Origin of the sequence: Rhodococcus sp. KRD175 (genome assembly GCF_017168275.1) — a bacterium.
GTDB classification, from domain to species: domain Bacteria; phylum Actinomycetota; class Actinomycetes; order Mycobacteriales; family Mycobacteriaceae; genus Rhodococcoides; species Rhodococcoides fascians.
This window is the reverse complement of record NZ_JABFAQ010000015.1, coordinates 139750-164317: the sequence shown is the minus strand read 5'-3', so window position 1 is coordinate 164317 and position 24568 is coordinate 139750. Positions and strand designations below refer to the sequence as shown.

21 protein-coding genes and 1 tRNA gene are annotated in these 24568 nt (G+C 66.1%); 9 read left to right on the top strand and 13 right to left on the bottom strand.

From position 1 onward, the window contains the following. The first annotated feature begins 22 nt into the window (after window positions 1-22). The 6 genes from J1M81_RS21075 to J1M81_RS21050 all read left to right on the top strand — a co-directional run bounded on the left by J1M81_RS21075 (window position 23) and on the right by J1M81_RS21050 (window position 7235). Window positions 23-739 (top strand): ABC transporter ATP-binding protein, encoded by a 717-nt coding sequence (locus J1M81_RS21075; RefSeq protein WP_196250983.1) that lies wholly within the window; start codon window positions 23-25, stop codon window positions 737-739. Continuing rightward, window positions 736-3207: an FtsX-like permease family protein gene (locus J1M81_RS21070; RefSeq protein ID WP_206498768.1), complete on the top strand. Its 2472-nt coding sequence runs from the start codon at window positions 736-738 to the stop codon at window positions 3205-3207. Before J1M81_RS21075 ends, J1M81_RS21070 begins: the two co-directional genes overlap by 4 nt. 142 nt (window positions 3208-3349) lie before the next feature. Then, the gene (locus J1M81_RS21065; RefSeq protein WP_206498767.1) at window positions 3350-3976 is read left to right on the top strand and encodes an isochorismatase family protein; all 627 of its coding nucleotides are present in this window, start codon (window positions 3350-3352) and stop codon (window positions 3974-3976) included. 115 nt (window positions 3977-4091) lie between these two features. Then, window positions 4092-4167: transfer RNA gene (locus J1M81_RS21060), tRNA-Arg, on the top strand. 106 nt (window positions 4168-4273) lie between these two features. Continuing rightward, entirely contained in the window at window positions 4274-5629 is a 1356-nt protein-coding gene (locus tag J1M81_RS21055) for an HNH endonuclease signature motif containing protein (protein ID WP_206498766.1), read from the top strand. Window positions 5630-5852: 223 nt separating this feature from the next. After that, on the top strand, window positions 5853-7235 hold the full coding sequence (locus J1M81_RS21050) for a DEAD/DEAH box helicase (RefSeq protein WP_027495978.1): 1383 nt from the start codon (window positions 5853-5855) through the stop codon (window positions 7233-7235). 29 nt (window positions 7236-7264) lie between these two features. Here J1M81_RS21050 and J1M81_RS21045 read toward each other — a convergent pair whose 3' ends face one another. Continuing rightward, window positions 7265-8521, bottom strand: a complete 1257-nt coding sequence (locus J1M81_RS21045; RefSeq protein ID WP_283348543.1) for an MFS transporter — start codon at window positions 8519-8521, stop codon at window positions 7265-7267. Between the two features lie 39 nt (window positions 8522-8560). Here J1M81_RS21045 and J1M81_RS21040 point away from each other — a divergent pair, with 39 nt between their 5' ends. Next, entirely contained in the window at window positions 8561-10591 is a 2031-nt protein-coding gene (locus tag J1M81_RS21040; protein ID WP_283348542.1) for a DUF2232 domain-containing protein, read from the top strand. Continuing rightward, a complete protein-coding gene (locus tag J1M81_RS21035) occupies window positions 10588-11325 on the top strand; it encodes an energy-coupling factor transporter transmembrane protein EcfT (protein WP_094621639.1) in 738 nt (245 codons plus the stop codon). The genes J1M81_RS21040 and J1M81_RS21035 overlap by 4 nt, the downstream gene beginning before the upstream one ends. Before the next feature lies 1 nt (window position 11326). Here J1M81_RS21035 and J1M81_RS21030 read toward each other — a convergent pair whose 3' ends face one another. Further along, on the bottom strand, window positions 11327-12382 hold the full coding sequence (locus J1M81_RS21030; protein WP_241258319.1) for a VWA domain-containing protein: 1056 nt from the start codon (window positions 12380-12382) through the stop codon (window positions 11327-11329). Window positions 12383-12492: 110 nt separating this feature from the next. Between J1M81_RS21030 and J1M81_RS27060 the strand changes: the two genes are divergently transcribed. Then, a complete protein-coding gene (locus tag J1M81_RS27060; protein ID WP_346742265.1) occupies window positions 12493-12936 on the top strand; it encodes a hypothetical protein in 444 nt (147 codons plus the stop codon). A 114-nt stretch (window positions 12937-13050) separates the two neighbouring features. Here J1M81_RS27060 and J1M81_RS21025 read toward each other — a convergent pair whose 3' ends face one another. From J1M81_RS21025 to J1M81_RS20975, 11 genes are all read right to left on the bottom strand, one after another. After that, a complete protein-coding gene (locus tag J1M81_RS21025; protein ID WP_206498764.1) occupies window positions 13051-14682 on the bottom strand; it encodes a substrate-binding domain-containing protein in 1632 nt (543 codons plus the stop codon). A gap of 20 nt (window positions 14683-14702) precedes the next feature. Next, window positions 14703-15134, bottom strand: coding sequence for an SRPBCC family protein (locus J1M81_RS21020; RefSeq protein WP_027495972.1), 432 nt, complete (start codon window positions 15132-15134; stop codon window positions 14703-14705). 84 nt (window positions 15135-15218) lie between these two features. Then, the gene (locus tag J1M81_RS21015; RefSeq protein WP_206498867.1) at window positions 15219-16853 is read right to left on the bottom strand and encodes a cation acetate symporter; all 1635 of its coding nucleotides are present in this window, start codon (window positions 16851-16853) and stop codon (window positions 15219-15221) included. A gap of 11 nt (window positions 16854-16864) precedes the next feature. After that, window positions 16865-17164, bottom strand: a complete 300-nt coding sequence (locus tag J1M81_RS21010) for a DUF485 domain-containing protein (RefSeq protein WP_063216896.1) — start codon at window positions 17162-17164, stop codon at window positions 16865-16867. Between the two features lie 201 nt (window positions 17165-17365). Next, window positions 17366-19108, bottom strand: a complete 1743-nt coding sequence (locus tag J1M81_RS21005; protein WP_032399855.1) for a cation acetate symporter — start codon at window positions 19106-19108, stop codon at window positions 17366-17368. A gap of 6 nt (window positions 19109-19114) precedes the next feature. Then, window positions 19115-19474 carry a hypothetical protein gene (locus J1M81_RS21000; RefSeq protein WP_027495968.1) on the bottom strand — a complete coding sequence of 120 codons (360 nt, stop codon included), beginning with the start codon at window positions 19472-19474 and terminating at the stop codon, window positions 19115-19117. 13 nt (window positions 19475-19487) lie between these two features. Beyond that, window positions 19488-20291: a LytTR family DNA-binding domain-containing protein gene (locus J1M81_RS20995; RefSeq protein WP_206498763.1), complete on the bottom strand. Its 804-nt coding sequence runs from the start codon at window positions 20289-20291 to the stop codon at window positions 19488-19490. Next, window positions 20288-21460: a sensor histidine kinase gene (locus tag J1M81_RS20990; protein WP_206498762.1), complete on the bottom strand. Its 1173-nt coding sequence runs from the start codon at window positions 21458-21460 to the stop codon at window positions 20288-20290. The genes J1M81_RS20995 and J1M81_RS20990 overlap by 4 nt, the downstream gene beginning before the upstream one ends. Continuing rightward, the gene (locus J1M81_RS20985; protein ID WP_206498761.1) at window positions 21457-22638 is read right to left on the bottom strand and encodes a S9 family peptidase; all 1182 of its coding nucleotides are present in this window, start codon (window positions 22636-22638) and stop codon (window positions 21457-21459) included. Before J1M81_RS20985 ends, J1M81_RS20990 begins: the two co-directional genes overlap by 4 nt. Window positions 22639-22667: 29 nt before the next feature. After that, entirely contained in the window at window positions 22668-24293 is a 1626-nt protein-coding gene (locus tag J1M81_RS20980; RefSeq protein ID WP_032399860.1) for a Na+/H+ antiporter, read from the bottom strand. A gap of 76 nt (window positions 24294-24369) precedes the next feature. After that, window positions 24370-24558, bottom strand: coding sequence for an antitoxin (locus J1M81_RS20975; RefSeq protein WP_032373084.1), 189 nt, complete (start codon window positions 24556-24558; stop codon window positions 24370-24372). Window positions 24559-24568 lie beyond the last annotated feature (10 nt).

Here is a 24568-nt window from a genome sequence, read left to right as displayed (position 1 = left end):
TTCGAGAAGCAGGGGATCATGCATGACGAAGTTGAAGCTCCAGTTGTCCGGCGTGGTCAAGGAGTACCCCACCGGCGAACAACCGGTCCGTGCGTTGGACGGCATCGATCTCACGATCGACGGTGGGCAGTTCGTGTCGCTGGTCGCGCCGTCCGGAGCAGGTAAGTCGACACTGCTGCACATGCTCGGCGCGCTGGACACCCCGACGGCCGGGTCCATCCGATTCAACGACGTCGAGGTCACCACCCTCGACGACAACGCACAGTCCGATTTCCGACGCCATCAGGTGGGCTTCGTCTTCCAGTTCTTCAACCTGCTGCCGACCATGTCGGCGTGGGAGAACGTCGCCGTTCCGAAGCTGCTGGACGGAACCCCCATCAAGAAGGCGAAAGCCGACGCGATGCGGCTGTTGGACATGGTGGGGCTGGCGCAGCGGTCCGAACACCGCCCGGCGCAACTGTCGGGCGGCCAGATTCAACGTATCGCCATCGCCCGAGCCCTGATGATGGACCCGGCGCTGCTGATCGCCGACGAACCGACGGGCAACCTCGATTCCAAGACCTCCCACAACGTCCTCGAGATTCTTGCCGACGTAGCCCACGGCAGCGAGGGGCGTCGGGCAGTGGTGATGGCAACCCACGACCTCGAGGCGGCTCGGTCGACCGATCGCGTCGTCAGCATGATCGACGGCCGCGTCGACACCGACACCGACACCGACACCGCTGGTACACCTCGGTGATCGGTACCGCGCTCAGCAGATTTCGCGTCATCAGCCTCCGAGACCTCCGAATGCACTGGGTGCGTTCGCTGGTCTCGGCGGGAGTCGTGGCCGTCGCCGCGGGTTTGCTCATCGCCGTCCTCGGCACGTACGGGTCGCTGACCGGATCCGTCGAACGTCTGGCGGTGTCGATCGCAGGCAACGCGCAGTACGAAGTGGTCGGCGTGACCGATTCCGGATTCGACCAGAACGAACTCGACGCCGTACGCGGTGTTGCGGGCGTCGATGCGGCGGTACCCCTGCTCCGCAGCATCGTACGATCCGATGTCGGCGAGCTGACGGTACTGGGTGTCGATTCATCGATCACGGCACTGCAGTCCGATCTGCAGGGTGCGGTCGGCAACGCAGCGGGTCTGCTGTCCGACCCGTCGGGCGTATTGGTCGGAGCAGCAACGGGATTGACGCAGGGTGACACGGTCACGATCGCCGACCGACCCACTGCGGTAGTGGGCGTGATCGACGGCCCTGGTACGCAGCGCATCGGTGGGGGCATGTTCGCGGTCACGTTGCTGCCCACCGCGCAGGCGTTGACCGACCGTCCGGGTCAGCTCGATTCGATCTTCGTTCTCGGTGGCGGGGACGACCTGCGATCGGACCTCGACGCGGCGTTGGCCGGCCGAGTGTCGGTGATGAATCCGGAATTTCGGGCCGACAGAGCCGATCAGGCCATGAGCCTGACGCGTAATGCGACGCTGATGGTCTCCCTCATCGCGTTCGTCGTCGCGGCGTTCCTGGTGTTCAACGTCATGAACATGGCCATCGCCAAGCGTCGCCCCACCATCTCCCTGCTCCGAGCGGTCGGCGGTCGGCGCGCGGACATCGTCCGCGACCTGTTGTTCGAGTCGGTACTGGTGGGTCTCGTCGGCGGTGCCGTCGGGGTACCTCTCGGAATCATCATGGGCCGCATTGCCATCGAGAGCCTGCCGCCGTTCCTGTCGCAAGCATTCGATGCGCGAATCGAATACGTGTTGCCGAGCTTCGCCATTCCCGTCGCGATCGTGGCCTGCGTGCTGGCCTGCGTCGGCGCGTCCGCTCTGGCTGCTGTTCAGGTGTATCGCATCTCGCCGATCGAAGCATTGGCGGTCGGTGGCGGAGAAACAACCGGTGGTCCGAAACTGTCGTTCACGTTGGCCGCCACGGTGTTCGGTCTGCTCGCCATCGCCGGATCGTTCGTGTTCGCCGTCAACGTGGACGGGCAATTGACCCTCGGTGCCGGTGCCCTGTTCATGTTCGGCGTCGTCGCACTGTGCGTCGGCGGAACCGGGCCGATCGTCTGGGCCACCGGCGCTGTGCCCCGCCGATGGGGTGGTGCCGGACGGCTCGCCACCGCGACGATCGAACGCGCCCCGCGGCGCATCTGGGCGACGGTGATGACCATCGTCATCGCCGTGGGAGTCAGTGTGGGAGTGTCCGGTTCGTTGACGAACATGACCGACTCCGCCGCCGAGTCACTGTCGTCGCTCGCCGACACGGACCTGTACGTATCGATGAGCTCACCCGACGCCATACCGTCGGGCCCGATCGTTCCCGCCGCCGTCGACGAGGCCGTGCGGGCGACACCCGGCGTCTCCCGCGTCGTCGAAGGGCAGTGGGCCTACGCGACCATCGACGACGAGCTGGTCTCCATCCAAGGCGTCGCCGACGGAAGCAACGCGGTGACACTGGCCTCGCTCCCCACAGACGTACGCGCCGGATTGCTCGCGGGCGACGGGGTGGTGCTCTCGAAGGCGCTCGGTACGACGCTGGGAGTGACGGCGGGAGACGCCATCGATCTACCGACGCCGACCGGGGTGCAGAACGTACGCGTGCTCGATCTCGTGGACTACATCAACGCCGCCGGCGGAACGATGGCGATCTCACTGGAATCGATGCAGCGCTTCTACGACCGCCCGGGTGCGACGTACCTCGAGATCACCGTCGACGGAGACGTTGCAGCCGTGCAGGATTCGCTGCGATCGACACTGCCGCCCGAGGCATTCGTGTACACGGGCGCCGCGGCACTCGAGGGCACCAGCGCGGCCATCCGCCAATCCGGTGCGCTGGCCATCGCACTGCAGTGGATCGTCGCACTGGTCGCTGCCGTCGCATTGCTGAACACATTGACGCTGTCGGTACTCGAACGTCGACGTGAACTCGGAGTACTGCGCGCCATGGGCGGCGGCCGAGGAACCCTGGCACGCATGGTGTTGGCGGAGGCACTGTCCGTGGGGATTGTCGGCGGCATCCTGGGGCTGATCATCGGTGCCGGCCTGCAATACCTGAGCACACTGATCCTCGGTGCCAGCATCGGAATTCCCGTGCAGTACAACGCCAGTTGGACGGTGCTGTTGTACGGACTCGTCGCGTTGGGCCTCTCACTAATGGGATCGGCTCCGCCTGCGGTTCACGCATCACGCCTGAACATCGTGGATGCTATTGCGGCGGACTGACGGTGACAGGCGATCGGGTTCTCGGCCTCGGGATTCGCAAACGCGCGCGCGTTCGTCAGGTGCGAGCGAAATAGACAGCCAGCGGCTGACGACTCTGCGCGCGTCTGGCAAATGCGCGCGCGTTTGTACGAGGATGACCGACGTGGCCACATTCAGCGTCGAAGTAGAGAAGTACGCGGTCGAGACTCTGCGCGACTGTGTGGGTGGTCCCGAGTGGGAGTTGCGGCCCGAGCGCGCGGCACTTCTGGTTCATGACATGCAGCCGTACTACCTGAACGTGCTGCACTCCTCGGTTCATGCGCGGGTGGCTGAGGAAGCGTCGGCGGTGGTCGCGCGCGCCAGGTCCGTCGGAGTGCCAATTCTGGCGAGCGGGCCACGGCCGTCCGACACGATCGAGCAGCGTGGGCTGCTGGGACCGATGTGGGGGTTGGGCCCGTCTGCCGAGGACGTGGCGGTCGCCGAGCCGGACTTCGTTCCGATCGCGAAGCGTAGCTACAGCGCGTTCTACGCGTCCGATCTCGAGGTCGAACTACGCCGACGAGGCCGTGACCAGCTGGTCATCGTGGGCGTCTTCGCCTCGGCGGGAATTCTCGCGACGACGTTCGACGCTTTCGCCCGAGACATTCAGTGCTTCGTCGGCATCGAATCGGTCGCCGATTACACCGCCCACCAGCACCGCACCGCCCTGAAACTGATCACATCACTGACCGGTGTGGTGACCAGCAGCGCGAACCTGCTTCACGATCTGCGGTGCGGACCGCTAGACTGACGACCGCGATGTGGGCCCGCTGTGCAGTACGACAGCGACCCACCCGCGACCCGATTGTTCGACTGATCGAAAGACCCTGCCGCACAGGGACTTTGGAGCACTCGTTCGATCACCAGCCTTCGTAGCTCAGGGGATAGAGCAACCCTCTCCTAAAGGGTAGGTCGCAGGTTCGAATCCTGCCGAGGGCACCAGCATCGCTTTTCGGCGCGCACTCTCAGATTTCACACCCCGCCCTATTGCCCTCCCCTCCAAACCGGCGTACATTCGAACATGCATTCGAGTACTGGGGAGGAACTCGTGGTCACAGCTATACCAGAATCACCGCTCACATCCGCTGAGGTGTTGAGGTTCGTTGCGCGTCTGCAGGCGTCCGACATAGTTGTCGACGCAGCAGCGGGCATCGATCTCATCTCTGCTCTCGAAACCGTCAAATGCGTCAGCGTGGCGACCCAAGCCGTGGTGACCGATGCCGTTGCAACCGTGATCAGCACCGAACGTCGTGAACGTGGCAAACCGAAAGCGCAGTGGCGCACCGGAATTGCGTCGCAGATCGGTCTGGCCCGACGCGAGTCACCCAACCGCGGCGGCACTCATCTCGGGCTTGCTCGTGCGCTCGTTCACGAAATGCCACACACCCTGGCCCGCCTGAAAGCCGGCGAACTCAACGAGTGGCGCGTCATGATTCTCGCCCGCGAAACCGCGTGCCTCACCGTCGACGATCGCCGAACCATCGATGAACGCCTGTGCGCAGACCCCGCCACCCTCGCCGGCGCAGGAAATCGCACCATCGAAGGTCGCGCCCGCGCACTCGCCAACGAACTGGACGCCGCCTCCCAGGTCAAGCGACGCGCAAAGGCATACGCCGCACGCCGAGTCAGTACGCGCCCCGCACCCGAATCGATGGGATTCTTCACCGCGCTCACCTCGATGGAGAAGACCGTCTGCATGTGGGCGACCCTGCGGCGCGACGCCGACACCGTCATCAACGCAGGTGGCGACACACGCAGCCGTGACCAGATCATGGCCGACCTGGTGTTCGAGCGAGTCACCGGCGCATCGGCCGCTCAGGGTCCACCGGTCACCGTCGACATCGTCATCTCGGATTCGACCCTGCTCGCCGGTGGCGACACGTCCGCATATCTGCACGGCTACGGCGACATCCCGTCGGACGTCGCACGCCAACTCGTGCGCGACGCACTCGACGATGCGCAGGGCAATGAGACGCGCGTCGCATTACGTCGCCTCTATGCCCACCCGAAAACCGGCGCATTGACAGCCGTCGAATCCACATCCCGCGCATTTCCCACCGCATTGGGACGCCTCATCGATCTCCGCGATCGCACGTGCCGCACCCCGTGGTGCGACGCGCCCATCCGGCACCACGACCACATCATCGCGCACACGGCGGGCGGAGCGACCAGCGCCGAAAACGGCGCAGGTCTTTGTGCCGCATGCAATTACGCGAAAGAAGGCGAAGGCTGGACGGCCGAAGCACTACGAGACAAACGGAACGCGCGACATCGGTACAGGCTCATCTCACCCACCGGGCACACGTACGATTCGAGCGCGCCGCCGATGCCGGTGGTCGAGCTCTACAGCTCGCCGGCGGAGAACGTCTACATCGACGGACTGTTCGGCTCCGACGCCGCGTGACCGTCGACCGCGGGAAGAGATCGGGTCCGCACTCGGTTACACTCGGTATCGACGCGCGTAACTGCACGTCAGACGTCGTGGAATGCTCCCGAATCACCATGTGCACCCCGCACAGGCTTCTCTTACGGCGATCGAAACTGCCCACCGGCAGTCTCGCCACCTTGCATCTCGGCCCTAAGGCCCGCAGGTGCAACACCCTGCCCGAAAGGCACTTTTCATCACAATGACGACCCCACAGACTTTTGCTGCACTCGGAGTACCCCAGGCCATCGCAGACGTACTCGCGAGCCAGGGCAAGACCGAGGCCTTCCCCATCCAGGCCGACACGCTCCCCGACACACTGCAGGGACGCGACGTACTCGGACGCGGAAAGACCGGCAGCGGAAAGACACTCGCATTCTCCATCCCCATGGTCGCGCGCCTCGCCGGCCAACTCCCCGGCAACCGCAAGCCCGGCCGCCCGCGCGGACTGATCCTTGCGCCGACGCGTGAGCTCGCCACCCAGATCGCCGTCGCGATCGAACCCCTCGCCGCCGCATACTCGTTGAAGGTCACGACGATCTTCGGTGGTGTCTCGCAGGTTCGCCAGGTCTCCGCACTCAAGTCGGGTGTCGACATCGTCGTCGCCTGCCCCGGACGCCTCGAAGACCTCATGAAGCAGCGCCACCTGACCCTCGACGGCGTACAGATCACCGTCCTCGACGAGGCCGACCACATGGCGGACCTCGGGTTCTTGCCCGTCGTCACCCGGATCCTCGCCGCCACCCCTGACAAGGGTCAGCGCATGCTGTTCTCGGCGACGCTGGACAACGGTGTCGACAAACTGGTCAAGCGCTTCCTGCACAACCAGATCACGCACTCCGTCGACGAGGCGACCTCGCACGTCGAGGCCATGACCCACAGCGTGTTCGAGGTCGACGGCGTCGAAGCCAAGAAGAAGCTGGTTCACCAGCTCGCCTCCGGCACCGGACGCCGCATCCTGTTCATGCGTACCAAGCACCAGGCCCGCAAGCTCGCCAAGCAGCTCACCGACGCCGGAATCCCGTCCGTCGACCTGCACGGCAACCTCTCGCAGGCCGCACGTGACCGCAACCTCGCGGCCTTCTCCTCCGGCCAGGCCCGCGTGCTCGTCGCCACCGACGTCGCAGCCCGCGGCGTCCACGTCGACGACGTTCAGCTGGTCGTCCACGTCGATCCCCCGGCCGAGCACAAGGCGTACCTGCACCGCTCCGGCCGCACGGCACGCGCCGGAAGCGCGGGCGACGTTGTGACCGTCGTCTTGCCCGAGCAGCGCAAGGACACCGCAGTTCTGCTACGCAAGGCCGACATCAAGGTCACCCCGATCCGCGTCACCGCCGACTCGCCTGCAGTGGCGAACCTCGTCGGCGAGCAGGCCCGCTACGTCGAGCCTGCACCGAAGGCAGAGCCGGCACCGGCACGCACCGGAGCCCCGCGCAACAACAACGCGCGACGCGGCGGCCCGGCCCGCTCGGGTGGTCAGCCGCGCAGTGGTGGACAGCCGCGTAGCGGTGGACAGCCGCGTAGCGGTGGCGGCGGCCACAGCCGTCGCGCAGCAGGCCCGGCCACGAGCCAGCGCAGCCGCTGACCCGAACTTCGGAAACAGGAAAGCCCTCGCTACGAGGGCTTTCCTGTTCTGATGCTCACGACGGCAGCAACCGCGCACAGGCCGGCCGCGCCGAACCACGCCATCGTGTACGCACCGGTGGCGTCCCGCACGACGCCCGCGACGACGGATGCGATGCCCGCTCCGATCTGGTGTGAGGCGAAGACCCACCCGAACACCAGAGAACCCTTGTCGCCGAACACCTCTCGGCACAGTGCAATCGTGGGCGGAACCGTTGCCACCCAATCCAATCCGTAGATCACCACGAAGATGACAATCGACGGTTGGATGGTCGCCGACAGCAACCACGGCAGAAACAGCAGCGAGATTCCGCGAAAGCCGTAATAGGCTGCCAACAGATACCGCGGATTCACTCGATCGGTCAGCCAACCCGATGCGATCGTCCCGACGATGTCGAAGGTTCCCACCACCGCCAGCAGACCCGCTGCGGTGGTTTCGTGCATTCCGTGGTCGTGCGCCGACGGTATGAAGTGAGTTCCGATGAGCCCGTTGGTCGTTGCGCCACAGATCGCGAATCCGAGCACCAACGCCCAGAAGGTTCGTACTCGGCTCGCGTCGCGTAGAGCCTGTACCGCTGCGCGCGCCGGGTTCACGGTCGACACCGCCGCCGGCGGGACGTAGTCGGCGGGTGCGCCGTACGGAGTCACGCCGACATCGGTCGGCATGTTGCGCAGCCACCGCAACACGAACGGCACCACGATCAGCGAGCCCCCGGCGATGAGGAACGACGCTGCGCGCCAACCGGATCGGTCGACCAGCTGAGCGATCAACGGCAGAAAGATCAACTGCCCCGTCGCGCTGCCCGCGGTCAACACGCCCGAGACGAGCCCGCGACGCTGCACGAACCATCTATTCGTCACCACCGCCGCGAACACCAGAGCCATCGACCCGGTGCCCAACCCGATCATGACGCCCCACGTCAACACCAACTGCCACGCCTGGGTCACGAACACACTCAGAGCGCTGCCCGCGGCCACGACGACCAACGCCGTCGACGTCACAGCTCGGATCCCGAAACGCTCCATCAACGCCGCGGCGAACGGTGCCGTCAGACCGAACAGCACCAGGTTGACGCCCACCGCCAGCGACAGCATCGACCGCGGCCAACCGAACTCTTCCTGCAGCGGCACCATCAACACGCTCGGTGCGGCCCGGAACCCCGCCGCACCGACGAGAGCGAGGAAGGCCACCGCGGCGACGATCCATGCCGGATGAAGTCGCCTGCGGGTCGCGATCTCGGAAGTCACGCAGACAGTGTGCCTCAGTCGAGCTGGCACACTGGAGCGGTGACCGTCAGCGCTGCCCACCGTCCCGAGTCCGGGCCCCTCGGTCCGCAAGAATTGGCGACCGCTGCGGTGATGAGCAGCTTCACCGTCGCGCTGACGGTGATCGGCGTGCTGGTGCCGATGGCAGCGATTCTGCAGGTAGTCGCTGCTATTCCCATGTCGGTGGTGGCCCTGCGCTATCGCACGCGAGCATTGGTCACCTCAGCGGTAGCGGGCACACTCGTAGGATTCGTCACGGCCGGCACTCAGACGGCGCTCACCGTGGCCAGTGCGGCGTTGTTGGGCGGTCTGGTCGGCCGGGCGAAGCGCCGGAAGCAAGGCCTGTTCGGCGTGCTCGTCACGTCGACAATCGTCGGACCGGCACTCGGAGCCCTCGCGGTGCTGTTGCTGCTGATCCTCGTCCCGCTACGGCAGCTGTTTCTCGAGACGCTCCGCAACACCATCGAAGGCATCTCTCGTCTGTTCGAGCGCGCATCCGCCCCGCAAGGCATCCCCGATGTGATTCGCAGCAGCAGCACAGCGGTACTCGACAACTGGTGGTGGTGGGTCGGCGGATCCATCGCATTCGGCATCGTCACCGGAACTCTGTTCGCGTGGCTGATCCTCACCGCCATCCTCGATCGCCTCTCGGCCATCCCCACACCGGAGCCGTTCGTCTCGGGCATCGACGACGAGATCGCGCCACTGCCTGTCACCCTGACCGCCGTGGGCTACCGGTATCCCGGCAGCAGATCGGCAGCGTTGAGCGGCATCGACCTGCACATCGAACCGGGAGAATTCGTCGCGATCGTCGGCCACAACGGATCCGGCAAATCCACGCTGACGCGCATCCTCGCAGGCCGTGAACCCTCCGAGGGGTCGGTGACTCGTCCCGGCTCCACCGGACTCGGACGGTACGGCGGCACCGCAGTGGTGTTGCAGCGACCCGAAAGTCAGATCCTCGGCACCCGCGTCGCCGACGACGTCGTATGGGGACTGCCGCCCGGCGACTCTCGCCCCGACGTCGACGCCTTGCTCGACGAGGTGGGGTTAGGCGGCATGGGTGCTCGCGACACGGCCTCGCTCTCCGGCGGCGAGATGCAGCGACTTGCCGTCGCCGCGGCCCTGGCTCGTCGCCCCGCTCTGCTGATTGCCGACGAGGCAACCGCCATGATCGACGCCTCGGGCCGAGAGCATCTGGTCTCGCTACTCGCGGCACTGCCCCGTCGGCACGGGATGTCGGTCGTACTCGTCACCCATCATGTCTCGGAAACTGTTGCCGCTGATCGCGTCGTACATTTACACGAGGGCATGCAGGTGGAGCACGACACTCTGTGGATGCAGACCAGGACCGGCAACACTGCTGTGCTGCACGACAATTCGAGCCCGCGCCTGCTCGAACTACGCGACGTGCGGCACGTCTACAACAGGCGCACCCCGTGGGCACAATCGGCGTTGAACGGCGTCGACATCACCGTCAAGCGAGGCGAGGGAGTTCTCGTTCTCGGCGGAAACGGTTCGGGCAAGTCGACTTTGGCGTGGATCATGGCCGGGCTGACCGGGCCCACCACCGGCGTCGCGCAGCTCGACGAAAAGGCGATGACGTCGCGAGTCGGCGACGTCGGGTTGGCCTTTCAGCATTCGCGCCTGCAGTTGCAGCGGCGGACCGTCTCCGAGGACATCGCCGCGGCCGCGGGACCCGAAACCGGCTCTGCCACAGTGTCGGCCGCGATGGATGCCGTCGGCCTCGACCGGTCACTGGCCGCACGCGACGTCGACTCGCTCAGCGGCGGACAGATGCGACGCGTGGTGCTGGCCGGTCTGATCGCTCGTCGACCCCGCATCCTGGTGCTCGACGAGCCTCTGGCCGGACTCGACCCACCCGGACGTGACGACATCATCGGCGTCCTCGCCGGCCTGCGTGAGCGCGGCGTGTCGATCGTGGTCATCTCGCACGACGTGGACGGTATGGACGCCGTCTGCAGTCGAACCATCACGATGGCCGACGGCCACATCGTCTCCGATTCGATTCATGGGAGCGTGCATTCGTGACGACCGTCGTACTGCGCCAGGTTCCGCGGTTCTCACCCATTCATCGACTGTGGGCGGGCACCAAACTCATCGTGGTGTTGCTGCTCAGCATCACCCTCGTCGTGGCCCCGACGTGGCCTGCCCTCGGCATCGTGTTCGCGCTGCTGATCGTCGCGGCTGTCATCGCCCACATTCCGATCACGGCTCTACCTCGGCCACCGTGGTGGATCTGGGCGCTCTTCGGCGTCGGAGCACTGATCAATCTGCCCATCGGCGGCGCAGCGGTTCTGCTGTACTTCCGTGCCACGCTGTTCGTGTTCGTTCTGCTCGGCGCATCGATGATGATCGGGTGGACGACGTCGATGAGCGACATCGCTCCGGCGGTGTCGAAACTCGGTGCACCGCTGAAGAAGCTGAAGCTGCCGGTCGACGAGTGGGCGATCGCCGTGGCGCTCAGCCTGCGGTCGCTTCCGCTGCTCATCGAGGAGATGCGCACCCTCAACGCCGCCCGACGGCTGCGACCGAAACCCGTGGTCAACAGTGCGTCGGACAATTCGCTGGTCGACATCGTGACCACGGTGATGTCGGTGGCCATCAGGCGCGCGGACGAGATGGGTGAGGCCATCACCGCACGCGGGGGCACCGGCATGATCACCGCCACCGAGGCACGTTTCAAGGGCTCGGACGCGGCGACACTGGTGGTGGTGACGCTGGCCTGCGCGGCCGCGATCACGATCAGCTTCCTGCTGCGGTGAGCTACTCCCCCGCGAGACGCTCGGTGCGCGAGTTCAACGCCTTGACGAACACGTCCGGGATATCGCGGGGATCCTCCGCGACATAGCTCGTACCACCGGTGGCCGCGGAGATCTGCTGCAGCGCAACCGGATCGGCATCACTGGTGACACCGACCGTGATGATCACGATGGGACGCACCGGATCCTGCTCCTTCTGCAGGGCAGCGAGAAGCTGATCCAGAGAAATGCTGCCGTTGTCCTCGTTCGCGCCGTCGGTGAGGATGATGACGCTGTTGACGTAATCGGGGTCGTAGCCCTCCTTGACACGTCGGAACGCCGCCAGCGTCGTGTCGTAGAGTCCGGTCCCGCCTCCGACCAGAGCCGGTAGCCCACGGACTGCATCGAGAATGGCCTGACGCTGCGGCTTACCGTCGAACGTGTTGCTGACCGGGCCGAGCGGCACCAGTTCTCGGTAATCCTGCTTTCCACCACCGAGTCCGATGGAGAAGGCCCACAGCCCCATCTGCGTCTGGTCGCTGAACAGATCGTTGGCACCGAGCGACGCATCGACGGTCAACGCGATGCGGGTGGAGTCGCCGGACTTGGCCGCCATCGAACCCGACACGTCCTCGACGACGAGGGTCCGTAGCGGCAACGCGAGTACCGCCCAATCGCGCAGCGTGGTCTCGATCGACAACGAATTCTTGATTTCCAACGCGGCCACCGAGCCGACGCCTCTGCCGTCGGCCAAGGGGGTTCCACTCGACGTTCGGAAGCCTGCTGCAACGAGTGTGTCCGTCGCCGACTGCGAGGCCAGCACCGACGCCAACGCGGCCCCGGCGGCCTTGACGCGGTCGTGCTCCGGCCCGGCCGGAGCCGTGACGGCGAGGGGGTAGTTGAGGAAGTAGCTGCCCGTCGGCGGCACCGACTCGGTGAGCGACGATCCGGGGTTCGCTGCCTCGTAGGCCAGCACGGCCTGTTCGGTGGCGACGCTGGTTCCGCCCTCGGTCGCCACCTGGGCGACGAGGTCCGGGGTGTCGTGGGGCGTGTCGGCTATCCGGCCGAAGTCCTGTGCCATGGGCACCAGAGCGGCGGACACGGCTTTGGCGTCGGAGATCGCGACCTCGGACTCGGCCAGCGCACCGAGGATCGCAGCGTTGGCCCGGCATCTGCAGCACGCTGAGCCAGGTGTCGGTCACCGGAGCGGCCTCGGAGGCCGACACCAGCACGGGCAGTGTGTTCGCCACCGATGTCTTGGCGAGTTCGGGCAGGGCTCCGGTCGAACGCAAAGTCTTGAGCAGCCACAACGTCGAGTCCGGGATCCACAGGTCGGGGCGCTTCTCGTCGGTACCTGCGATCTCGGTCGCCGTGTCGGTGGGGCGCTCGGCCCGCACCTCGAAGTCGACGCAGCCGCGGTCCACCTCGCCCGCCTGGGCCAGGATCTGCTGCACCGGTTCGGCGATCGAGGTGTCCACCGCGAGCGAGACCGTGTCCAGCGATTCGCACGAGTCCGAACCCGCTGCGCGTACGGCCTGGACGCCGAACCAGCCTCCGGCCGCGACCACGACTACTGCCAGCGCGGCCGCGCCCCAGGTCACGGCAGGACTGAACCTGCGACTACTGCCGCTGTGACGTCCCGACATCGCTGGCTCCCCTACCTATACCCCCGACACGACTGTGTTGCGGGACTTCTCCGCACTACCCCACGTGACGGAGAGCACGCGGCGCACAGCATAGCCGCTCCCGTCAGCGACCGGAACGGCTTCTCAGTGCATTGACGAAGACGTTCGGTATTTCGGCGGGGTTTCGCGCCACGAAGCTGGTACCCCCGGTGGCAGCAGAAATTCGTTGCAGCACACCCGCATCGGCGTCGTCGGTGATACCGATGGTGACGATGACGACCGGACGAGACGGGTCCTGTTCGGTACGCAGTGTGGCCAGCAGCTCGTCGAGCGAGATGCTGTTCGGGTCCTCGTTGGCACCGTCGGTGAGGATGATGACGCTGTTCACCGCGTCGGGGTCGTAGCCCTGCTGCACGGTGCGGAACGCGGCCAACGTGGTGTCGTACAGTCCGGTTCCACCACCGACCAGGGACGGAAGGGTGCGGGTCTGCTGCAGCAGCACTTCCCGCTGGGTCGTGTTGCCGACCTTCTCGTCCATGCGCCGGATCGGTGCCAGCTCACGGTAATCCTGATCGCCGCCGCCGAGTCCGATGGAGAAGGCCCACAATCCCATCGACGCGTTGTCGGGAAACAGTCGATTCCCGGTCTCGCTGGCCTGCACCGTCATCGCGATCCGGGTGTTCGCCCCGGCGCTGTAGTTCATCGAGCCGGACACGTCTTCCATCACGAGCGTTCGCGACGGGAGCGCCAGCACCTGATATTGACGCAGCACCGATTCGGCAGCCTGCTGGTCGCCGATCGCCAGACTCTCGACGGCACCGATACCACGATCCGAATCGAGGGGCGCGTCGTCTTCCGACCGAAAACCGGCCTCGGACAACATCTCCCGACCTCGATCGGATTCGATGACCGCGGCCAGTGCGGTGCCGACCGACTTCGCGCTGTCGTGCCGCTCGCCTGCAGGCTCGGTGACGGCCAGCGGGAAGTTCAGAAAGATGCTGCCCGTCGGCGGCACCGTCGCACCGAGTTCGGCACCGGTGTCGTTTCGGTACTGCAACATGGTCTGCTCGGACACCACGGCCACGCCGCCGTCGGCCACCAGATCGTCCAACCGGGTGGTGGGATCGGCTTCGCCTCGGGTGGCGGCCTGAGCCTGAGCGATCGGCACGAGCGCCGTGGACACCGCATCGAGGGCCTTCTCGTCTCCACCCGCCTCGGCTACCGCCCCGAGGATCGCCGCGTCGGAGATGGTGTTGGCCAACGGATTACCGATGCGCAAACCTTCGAGCTTCAGTGCGGTGAGCCACGTGTCGAAGAACGGAACCTCGTCCTTGCGGGTTGCGAGGACGGCCGGGGTGCTCGCCACCGACTGGCTCGCCAGGTCGATCAGCGAGGCGGTCGATCGCACTGTCTTGCCGACCCACAGCGACGAATCGGGAATCCAGAGCGAGGGAACGTCGTCGCCTTTGGCCACTGCGGCCGACACCTGACCCGACTCCATCGCCGTCACCGCCACCTCGGCACAACCGAGATCCTCGGGCGCGGAGTCGTCGACGATCTTCTGCAGTACCGGCGCGATCGCGGGGTCGGCAGCCAACGTGTAGTTCGACGGGTCACCGCAGTCGCTGCCGAAGACCTTCTGCGCCACGAACACTCCGCCTGCGACGATCAGAAGCAGGACGACGGCAACGACGACGTACTTGGCGAACCCTCTGTTGCCCGTCGCGGACGACGGCGCACTGTGCCTACCGGGCATGTATCTCCACTCCTACACCGTCAGGCGTAAATCTTGACGAACGTCTTCAGCGAGTTCTCGATGTCGCCCTTGAGCGCGCGAGCGACACCGGACCCGATGGGTCCGAACAACGGGGCACCGCCCAGGTTGACGTCGATCGTGATCTCGGACCCGTCACCCTTGGACTTCACAGACAGGTCGAGACCGATCTTCACTCCGCCCTTACCGTTGCCCTTGAGCTCGAGCTTCCGGGGCGGATCGTAGGACTCGATCTTCCACGAGACGCGGTTGCGCATGCCCTTCACGCTGGCGATGGAGTCCAGGGTGGTGCCGACGGCCAGCTGCTCGGGCAGCTCACCGCGCCACGCTTCGTGGATGGAGAGCCACTGCTCGTAGCCGGACAGATCGGACGCATGCGCCCACGTCTGCTCGGGAGTCAGCGGGACGTCGAGGGAAACCTTCAGCTTGGCCACAGCAGGGATGGTAACCGCTGGACGAAAAATGCCCGTGTGAGGCCTTGCTCACACGGGCACTTCGCGAACAGTTCTACAGGTGGATCAGTGGGCGCTGGCCTTCTCCGCACCGATGCCGGTGAGAGAGCGAACCTCCATCTCGGCCTGCTTGTCGGTGTTCTCGGTGTCCTTCGAGACCAGCGTTCCGACGATACCGAGGATGAATGCCAACGGAATCGACACGATGCCGGGGTTGGACAGCGGGAACCATGCGAAGTCCGAGCCGGGGATCATCGACGTCTTCGATCCCGACACGGCCGGGGAGAAGATGATCAGCACGATCGTCGAGATCAGGCCGCCGTACATGCTGAACAGTGCGCCCGTGGTGGTGAAGCGACGCCAGAACAGCGAGTACAGGATGGTCGGCAGGTTCGCTGCTGCCGCGACGGCGAACGCCAGCGCCACCAGGAAGGCGATGTTCTGCCCGTTCGCGAGGATGCCGAGGCCGATGGCCAGGATGCCGATGACGACGGCCGTGATCCGCGAGACCTTGACCTGCTTCTTGTCGTCGACCTTGCCCTTCTTGATGACGCTCGCATAGATGTCGTGAGCGAACGACGCCGACGCGGTGATCGTCAATCCGGCGACGACGGCGAGGATGGTCGCGAAGGCGACCGCAGAGATGACGCCGAGCAGAATGACGCCGCCGAGCTCGAAGGCCAGCAGCGGGGCTGCGGAGTTCTGACCGCCGGCGGAGGCCAGGATGCGGTCGGGTCCGACGATCGCTGCGGCGCCGTAGCCGAGCACGAGGGTGAACAGGTAGAACGCACCGATGAGCGCGATGGCCCACACGACACTGCGACGAGCTTCCTTGGCGGTGGGCACCGTGTAGAAGCGCATCAGCACGTGCGGCAGGCCTGCCGTACCAAGGACGAGTGCGATGCCGAGCGACAGGAAGTTGATCTTCGAGGTGGCGCTGCCGCCGTACTGGGCACCGGGCTCGATGACGTCACGGGCATTCACTGCTGCATCGGTCGAACTCGACACCATTGCCTGCGCGCTACCGAGGAGCTCGGAGAAGTTCAGGCCGAACTTGGCGAGCACGAGCACGGTCATGAATGCGGCGCCGGCGATGAGCAGAACGGCCTTGATGATCTGCACCCACGTGGTGCCCTTCATGCCGCCGATGAGCACGTACGCGATCATCAGCACACCGACGATGGCAATGACGATGGACTGCCCGGTGCGGTCGGAGATGTCGAGCAGCAGTGCGACGAGTCCGCCGGCACCTGCCATCTGAGCCAACAGGTAGAACAGCGACACCGTCAGGGTCGACAGTGCGGCCGCGGTGCGCACCGGGCCTTGCTTGAGCCGGAAGCTCAGCACGTCCGCCATCGTGAACTTGCCGGTGTTCCTGAGCAATTCGGCGACGAGCAGGAGCGCGACGAGCCAGGCGACGAGGAACCCGATGGAGTACAGGAAGCCGTCGTAGCCGTAGACGGCGATGGCACCGGCGATACCGAGAAAGCTTGCGGCCGAGAGGTAGTCACCGGCAATGGCGACGCCGTTCTGCGGTCCGGAGAATCCGCCGCCCGCGGTGAAGAACTCCGCAGACGTCGCGTTCTTCTTGGAGGCGCGAATGACGACGGCCATCGTGATGAGGACGAACGCGCCGAAGATCGCGATATTGACGAGCGGTTCACCGACGGTGGTGTCGGCGGCCTGGGCAAGAATGTTCACGGCTTCTACATTCACGGCTTCGCTCCCTGGGAGGCTTCCATCTCGGCGCGCAGGGCTGCGGCGCGAGGATCGAGTTCACGGTTGGCGAACCGCACGTAGATGCCGGTGATGGCGAACGTGGTGACGAACTGGCCGAGGCCGAGCAGCAGACCGACGTTGATGTTGCCCCACACCTTGGTCGACATGAAGTCGACGGCGTAGGTGCTGAGCAGCACGTAGATGACGTACCAGACCAGGAAGAACCCGGCCATCGGGAACACGAAGCTACGCAGGCGGTGCCGGAGTTCCTGGAACTCGGGACTGGCCTGCATGTCGACGAACGCTTGCGCGTCCGGTGGCGAATTGGTTTCCGGTGCGGTCACCTTGGACTCCTGAAGTAGATGTGAGCTGTAGCTGACTCGGAACAGTAGTGAGAGTCAGGTCACAACATCAGGGGGTGGCGTCGATCACACGACGGGCTGCGGGAGTGTGCGACGAGCGGTAGCGCAGACCCGACGAACGGCCTCCTCTCGCTACAGCTCGCGCTCTCGGTCTTTGCCCATGTCGAGGCCTTCGGGCAGGTGCAATCGGGCGAAGATTCGGGAGATGTCCGACGGCACTGTTCGCCGGGTGGCGAGGCTGACGACGATCATCGCGGCGAAGGCCACGGGAACGCTGACCGCGGCCGGGTAGCCGAGTATCGCTGCCGCCCAGCCCCCGAGGACGCCGTCGGAGATGGGGGTGACGACGGAGATCGACGCGGCGACGAGGGAGAGTCCGCCGCCGAGGAACAGCCCGGCCGCGGCTCCTGCTGCGGTGAGTCCGCGCCACCAGATGCCGAGCACGAGCAGCGGACACAGCGTGGACGCGGCGACGGCGAACACGAGCCCGACGGTACGCGAGAGATCCAGTGAGACAACGCCGATCGACAGTGCAAGTGGCACTGCGCCGGCAAGGACGGCCGCGACACGAAAGTCTCGGACCTTGCCCGAGAGCACGTCGGTGCTCAGGACACCCGCGATGCTGACCAGCAGGCCGGACGACGTGGACAGGAAGGCGGCGATAGCACCGGCGGCGACGAGTGCGGCCAGCAGCTGGCCGGGTACCCCCGACAGCACGGAGCCGGGCAGCAGCAACACTGCGGCGTCGGAGGCACCGGTGATGAGCAGTTGCGGCACGTAGAGCCGGGCGAACACTCCGAGGACCGTCGGGAACAGATAGAACGTGCCGAGCAGCGCCAGCACGGTCAGCGAGGTCAATCGCGCGGCTCGGCCGTCGGGGTTGGTGTAGAACCGCACCAGCACGTGCGGCAGCCCGAGGGTGCCGAGGAACGTGGCCAGGATCAGTGAATACACCTGGTAGAGCGGGTGCTGACCGCCCAGTCCCCCGCCGGGCATCGCCCAGGCGCGGTCGGTGGTCGGCGCGCCGGCGACTACCGGAACCGGCGAGCCTGCGTCGAGGGTGAGCAGTGTCCCGGACCCGAGCCGGTGTTCGCCGGCATCGAGAGTCACACGTCCGTCGACGCTCTGCTCGTCCAGGGTTCCTGCCACGGACACCACGATCGGCGAGTCGACCTGCACGAGCACGTCGGTGGTGATGTCGACCCGGGTCTGCTCGGCGACGGTCGGCGGGGCCGCGGTACCGACGCTGCGGTCGTCGGCGACGAAGTGGACGGTCAACACCAGCGCAGGGATGGCGATCGCGGTGAGCTTGAGCCAGTACTGGAACGCCTGCACGAAGGTGATCGAGCGCATTCCGCCGCCGACGACGTTCGCGATGACGATCAGACCGACCGCGAGTGCTCCCACCCAGCCCGGCACCCCGAGGAGGATGTTCAGCGTCAGGCCTGCGCCCTGGAACTGCGGCACCAGATACAGCGCGCAGATCACCACCACCACGAGCATGGCCACGGTACGCAACCATGGTGCGCCGAGCCGGAATTCGACGAAGTCGGGCACCGTGTACGCACCGCTCCTGCGCAGTGGGGCGGCGACGAAGAGCAGTAGACCGAGATAGCCTGCCGTGAAGCCGACGGGATACCACAGCGCATCGGCACCGTACTTGGCGATGAGACCGGCAACACCGAGAAACGATGCGGCAGAAAGGTACTCGCCACTGATGGCCGCGGCGTTCCACCGCGGTCCGACGGTCCGCGAGGCCACCAGGAAGTCGGACGTGGTGCGGGCCAATCGAACTCCGTAGACACCGATGCCGACAGTTGCCACCGCGGCCACGATCAACGCAATCAGTGTCGCGACGGGTATCGATCCGTTCACCGGCGCCTAGTCCTCGACCAGGCCGACGAACTCGGCCTCGTTACGCTCGGCGCGGCGCACGTACGCGCGGCCGACGCCGAACAGCAACGGATAGATGGCCACCCCCAGCAGCAACCACGGCAACCCGATACCGAACGGCGCGACATCGGTGAAACGGGTGAGCAGCATGCCCAACAGGGGAATCGCGAACAGGATCGACAACGTCATCACTGCCAGGCGCAGCGACAGCAGGAGTTGCGCACGCACCAGGCTTCGCACCAGCGCGTCGCCCACCTCGGTTTGCTCCTGCACCTCGACGCGGGTGCGCACCAGGCGCGCGCCGCGGCGCTGCGAGAGCACCACCCGCTCCCGGTGCGGCTGACTCACCGCGCACCTCTCGTCACCGTGACGACCACGACTGCAGCGGACCGCGCACGAGCCGGTCCTTCAGTTCTCTGGTGTGCCGCCGGCTCACCGGGAGTTCACAGGCCGGCAGCGCGCCGGTGGCGCGCAGACACACCACCAAGCCCGAACCGACGCTTCTGATTCCGGTGACCAACGAAAGCGAAACCAGATACGAACGATGCACTCGCAGGAAACCGGCATCGGCCCAACGACTTTCGAGAGCCGAGATGGGAATTCGCACCAGGTGCGAACCGGTGGCGGTGTGCAGCCGCGCGTAGTCACCGTCGGCCTCCACCCATGCCACCGACGACCGGTGTACCAGCGTGGTGGTTCCACCGAGCTCGACCGGGATGACCTCGTCGGCAGCCGATTCGCCCGACTCGGCGGGCCGACGACGGGCAAGCAGAACCCGTCGGACGGCCTCGGCCAAGCGGTCGTCGCGCAACGGCTTGAGGAGGTAGTCCACCGCGCCCAGATCGAAGGCAGCCAATGCCCGATCGTCGTGCGCGGTGACGAACACGACCGCAGGTGGCCGAGCGAACGCCGACAGGATTCCGGCGAGCTCGAGGCCGTCGAGGCCGGGCATGTTGATGTCGAGGAACACTGCATCGACCACGGATTGACCGGAGGTCTGCTTGAGTTGGCGCAGGGCGGTGGTCGCGTCCTGCGCGGTGTGCACCTCGGCCACGGCCTCCTGCTCGCGCAGCAGGAAAGCCAGCTCGTCCAGGGCGGGCCGCTCGTCGTCGACCGCCAGCACGACCAGCCCGCGCGACGAACCGGAGTTCGCTGGATGCGTCATGCCCGCACCCCCGGCCTGAACTTGGGCACCCGCATGCTCACTTTCGTGCCTGCTCCCGGTGCGGTGTCCACGACGAGACCGTAGTCGTTTCCGAAGGCCGCCCGCAGCCGATCGTCCACGTTCGCCAGTCCGACGTGGGCCGCATCCTCGGTGTGCATGCTGCCCGATCGCAGTACCTCGGGGTCCATTCCCACTCCGTCGTCCTCGATGCTGATCACGGCGTCGGTGCCCTCGTCGGCGGCGATGATCGTGACGCGACCGCCGTCGGCCTTGCCCGACAACCCGTGCCGGACGGCGTTCTCCACCAGCGGCTGCAGTGCCAGAAAAGGCAGGGCCACCCCGAGCACCTCGGGAGCCACCTGCAGGGTGACCTGCAGCGAATCGCCGAACCGGGCCCGTTCGAGCGTCAGGTACCGATCGATGTTGCGTAGCTCGTCGGCGAGCACGGTGAATTCCCCGGCGTTGCGGAAGGAGTACCGGGTGAAATCGGCGAATTCGAGCACCAGTTCCCGTGCCCGATCCGGGTCGGTACGGACGAACGACGCGATGGTGCCCAGCGCGTTGTAGATGAAATGCGGGCTGATCTGGGCCCGGAGTGCACGCACCTCGGCTCGGTCCAACCGCGCCCGCGATGCGTCGAGTTCGGCGAGTTCGATCTGACCGAACGCGTAGCGCGCGACCTCGGCGATGGCCCCGAGCATCCCCGGCCCTGGTTCGGCCACCACCGCGGCACCGAGCACCCCCACCACCGGCGAATCCTCGTCGATCAACGGCTGCACCACCAGTGCTTTGACCTCGTGGATCGAGCCGAGCGGAAGCCGCACCAGCACTCGCCGCTGCCCGTCGACGGCGCGTCTGGCCGCCTCCACGAACGCCGGAGTCAACTCCGGCCACGGCCCGTCCCAGGCCAGCAGCGACGCACTCGGATCGCAGATACCCAATGCATCCGCCCCGGTCAGGACTCGAAGATGGGGAGCAGCGGCGGCAGCCGAGCGGGCATCGAGACCGTTCCGCAGCGGCTTCGCCGCCAACGACGCGGTATGCAGGGTGGCATGAACCGCGCGCTCCTCCGGGGTGGTCAGATCGCGTCGGCCACGCAGGCTGATCAGCGCGATGGCGGTGACGATCGCCGCCACGATCACCGCCATCCACGCCAGTGCCGCGGTCATCGTGCGCAGGTGGTCGAGTTGGGCACGTTCAGGAAACGCTCGACGAGCCAGTCGACGCCGATCGCGTTGGCGGCCAGATCCGCGTGCCCCTGCTCGGGTTCCGAACGCAGTTCCACGTCGTCGCCGAGTCCGCAGGCTTTCGCCACGGCGTCGCGAGTCCACTGCGGATCGATCAGGTCGTCGCGCTCGCCGACCAGAACGAACAGCGGAACATCGGTGCGGGACGTCGGCAGCGCCACCGATCGGAGCCAGTCCGTCATACGATTCGCGGCCCGGTCATCGGCCGGGACAGCATCGGCCGGATCGATGACGGCACCCGCGTCGGCCTTGGAGAAACCGAGCAGATCGCTGCACGCCGTCAGCGCGGTCACGTTGTCGGCGAAGGTGCCGCGGATGTAGTCGGAGCGCTCGACGCTCGGATCCGTGACGTGCAGACCCTCGTAGAGAAACGGCACCAGCAACTGACGGGACAGGGTCTGTTCGGTGTCGGCTGCGAAGTACCGCGTCAGATCGGCTGCAGGCGACAGCGCGGCGACTCCGACCAGTTCCAAACCGTCGCCGTACTCCGCATTACGCTCGGCAGCGGACCAGACTGCTTGTCCCCCTTGAGAAGTGCCGATGGCGCCCCATCGGGTTCCGACGTCGGGCACCACTGTACGCGCGGCGCGCACGGCATCGATGACGTCGTAGGCCGCAGCATCGATGTTCAGATACGCCGGATCTCCCGGAGTCCCCAGACCCTGGTAATCCGTCACCACCACGACGGTGCCGCGCTCGAGGAAGGGCGTCACCAGGCCGATGGTGCCCAACAGGTTCGGATACAGCGAGGGCGCACACTCGTCGGTGACACCGGTGGTACCGTGCCCGACCGAGACGATCGGCCAGCCACCGGCAGGCGCAGAACCCTTGGGTACGAACACGGTTGCCGATGTCTCGGTTCCGCCTCCGGTGACGCCGTCCGTGGTGCGGTAGACGATCTTCGTGGCGGATCCACCCAGGAAGGCGACACCGATGTCGACCTGACCGAGCGGCATCGACGACACGATCGAACCGCGGTCGGAGCCCTCGGGTGCCGGATTCGACGTGGGTGCCGGAGCCACGGGAGGCACGGCAGGCGAACTGCACGCGGCGAGGGCGAACACCAGTGCCGCGGCGGCCACCAGTCCGGTCGACCTCACTGTCTCAGCGCTCCCACTGTGTTCGTCGTCTACGTCGTGCGTCGTTCGATGCGTGCCTCGGCCGCGATCTCTTCCACGTCCAGACCATTCAACACTGCGCGTAGGGCTTCGTCGTCCAACTCCCCCGAGTCGCGGGCGGCGATCAGTGCGGCCCGCTGCGCGACCAGGACATTGTGCCGCAGGGTGTCGAACAGCGCGCCGGCCGCCGCGATTCGCTTCTCCCGGTCCTCGGTCTCGTCCGCGTCCATCCGGGCCCGCACCGACCGTCGCACGCGCGCGATCACCTCGGCTACCCGATCACTGTCGACGCCGGAGATGCCGTCCTTCGCGGCCCGCTCGAGGTAGGTCTCGGCAGCCGTGCGGGCGATGGCCTGCGAGAGCAATCGTTGGTTGTCGTTGCGTTGCTGCTCGAGTGGATCGGCGACGTCCAATCGTCGAATAAGGAGCGGAAGCGTCAGGCCCTGCAGCAGCAACGTTCCGACTGCGACGACGAACGCGACGGCTTGAATCACCGCCCGCCCGGGAAATTCGTCGCCGAGCACGGTGGTGAACGGGACACCCGCGGCTGCGGCGAGAGTCACCACCCCGCGCATCCCGGCCCACGACAGCACCAGGTTCTGCTGCCACGTCAGGCCGTCGGCCACCCCCTCGCGGCGAAACACCGTGCGAAAGAGCAGGTTTCTCCCCGAGTTGAAGAAGATCCAAGCCGGACGAACGGTGATGACCACGAGCAGCACCAGCAGCGCGTACCCGAAGATGTGATGCACCGGAAGACCCTCGCGCTGCACCTCGGAGATGACGAACTTCAGCTGTAAACCCATGTACGCGAACACGAATGCTTCCAGCAGCAGGTCCACCGTCGGCCACACCTGGCGCTCCTGCACCCGGGTCGAGACCGACACGTCGGCCGTGACACGGCCCAGTACGAAACCTGCGGTGACGACGGCCAACACGCCGGACGCGTGAATCTCTTCCGCTGCCAGATAGGCCGCGAACGGCAGGACGAGTCCGAGCACCGTCTCGAGCGCCGAGTCGGCGATCCGGTTTCGCACGAAACGAACGATGCGCGAGAGGACGAATCCGACCAGCACGCCGCCGACGATCTCGTACAGAAAGAACAGGACCGGTGAGCCGAGTTCGATACGACTGCCCGTCACCGACGCAACGGTCAAGGTGAACAAGGTCAACGCAGCCGCGTCGTTCACCAGGCTCTCCCCGGTGAGGATGGCCATCATTCTCGCGGGCAGGCCGAGCTTGCGGCCGACGGCGATCGCAGAGACCGCGTCGGGTGGGGCCACGACGGCACCGAGCACGAGGGCCGCGCCCAGGGTCAGCTCGGGAACGAGCAGGTTGGCGAAGTACCCGACGGCCACGGTCGTCACGATCACCATCACCAGACCGAGGCGCAGGATCTGACCGATGTTGCGGCGAAAACTGACGAAGGAGTAGTTCAGCGCCGCGGAGTACAGCAACGGCGGCAGCACGACACCGAGGATGAGCTGGGGCGAGAGACTGATGTGCGGTACGCCGGGCACGAACGATGCGATGGATCCGACGGTCACCAGAACGAGCGGGACCTGCAGGTCCAGACGCTTGGCGAATCCCGCGACCGCGATCGCGAAGATGACTACGAGAAGAAGTACCGGTCCGTCCACCCGCCCGATTCTGCCGCCCGCAGCGCCCTACGGCACCACCGACGACCCGAACACCGGGTGGACGGTCCGAATCGACCTACTTGTCCGGAATTGCCTTCTTGGCTGCTTCCTGCACCTTGTCGATCTTGTCCGCGTACTTGCCGCCGGTCTTGTTGTCGATCAAGTCCCCGGCCTTCTCCACGACGTCGTCGATCTTGTCCGCGTTCTCTGCCGCAAGGTCCTTGCCCTTGTCGACCATGCCCTTCAAATTGTCTGCGAAGCCCATGAAACTCTCC

Excerpts from the sequence above, each read along its gene's own strand:
- J1M81_RS21075 (WP_196250983.1), top strand. The coding sequence starts at position 23 with ATGACGAAGTTGAAGCTCCAGTTGTCCGGCGTGGTCAAGGAGTACCCC.
- J1M81_RS21050 (WP_027495978.1), top strand. The coding sequence starts at position 5,853 with ATGACGACCCCACAGACTTTTGCTGCACTCGGAGTACCCCAGGCCATC.
- J1M81_RS21030 (WP_241258319.1), bottom strand. The coding sequence starts at position 12,382 with ATGGCACAGGACTTCGGCCGGATAGCCGACACGCCCCACGACACCCCG.
- J1M81_RS21025 (WP_206498764.1), bottom strand. The coding sequence starts at position 14,682 with ATGCCCGGTAGGCACAGTGCGCCGTCGTCCGCGACGGGCAACAGAGGG.
- J1M81_RS21010 (WP_063216896.1), bottom strand. The coding sequence starts at position 17,164 with ATGCAGGCCAGTCCCGAGTTCCAGGAACTCCGGCACCGCCTGCGTAGC.
- J1M81_RS20995 (WP_206498763.1), bottom strand. The coding sequence starts at position 20,291 with ATGACGCATCCAGCGAACTCCGGTTCGTCGCGCGGGCTGGTCGTGCTG.
- J1M81_RS20990 (WP_206498762.1), bottom strand. The coding sequence starts at position 21,460 with ATGACCGCGGCACTGGCGTGGATGGCGGTGATCGTGGCGGCGATCGTC.
- J1M81_RS20975 (WP_032373084.1), bottom strand. The coding sequence starts at position 24,558 with ATGGGCTTCGCAGACAATTTGAAGGGCATGGTCGACAAGGGCAAGGAC.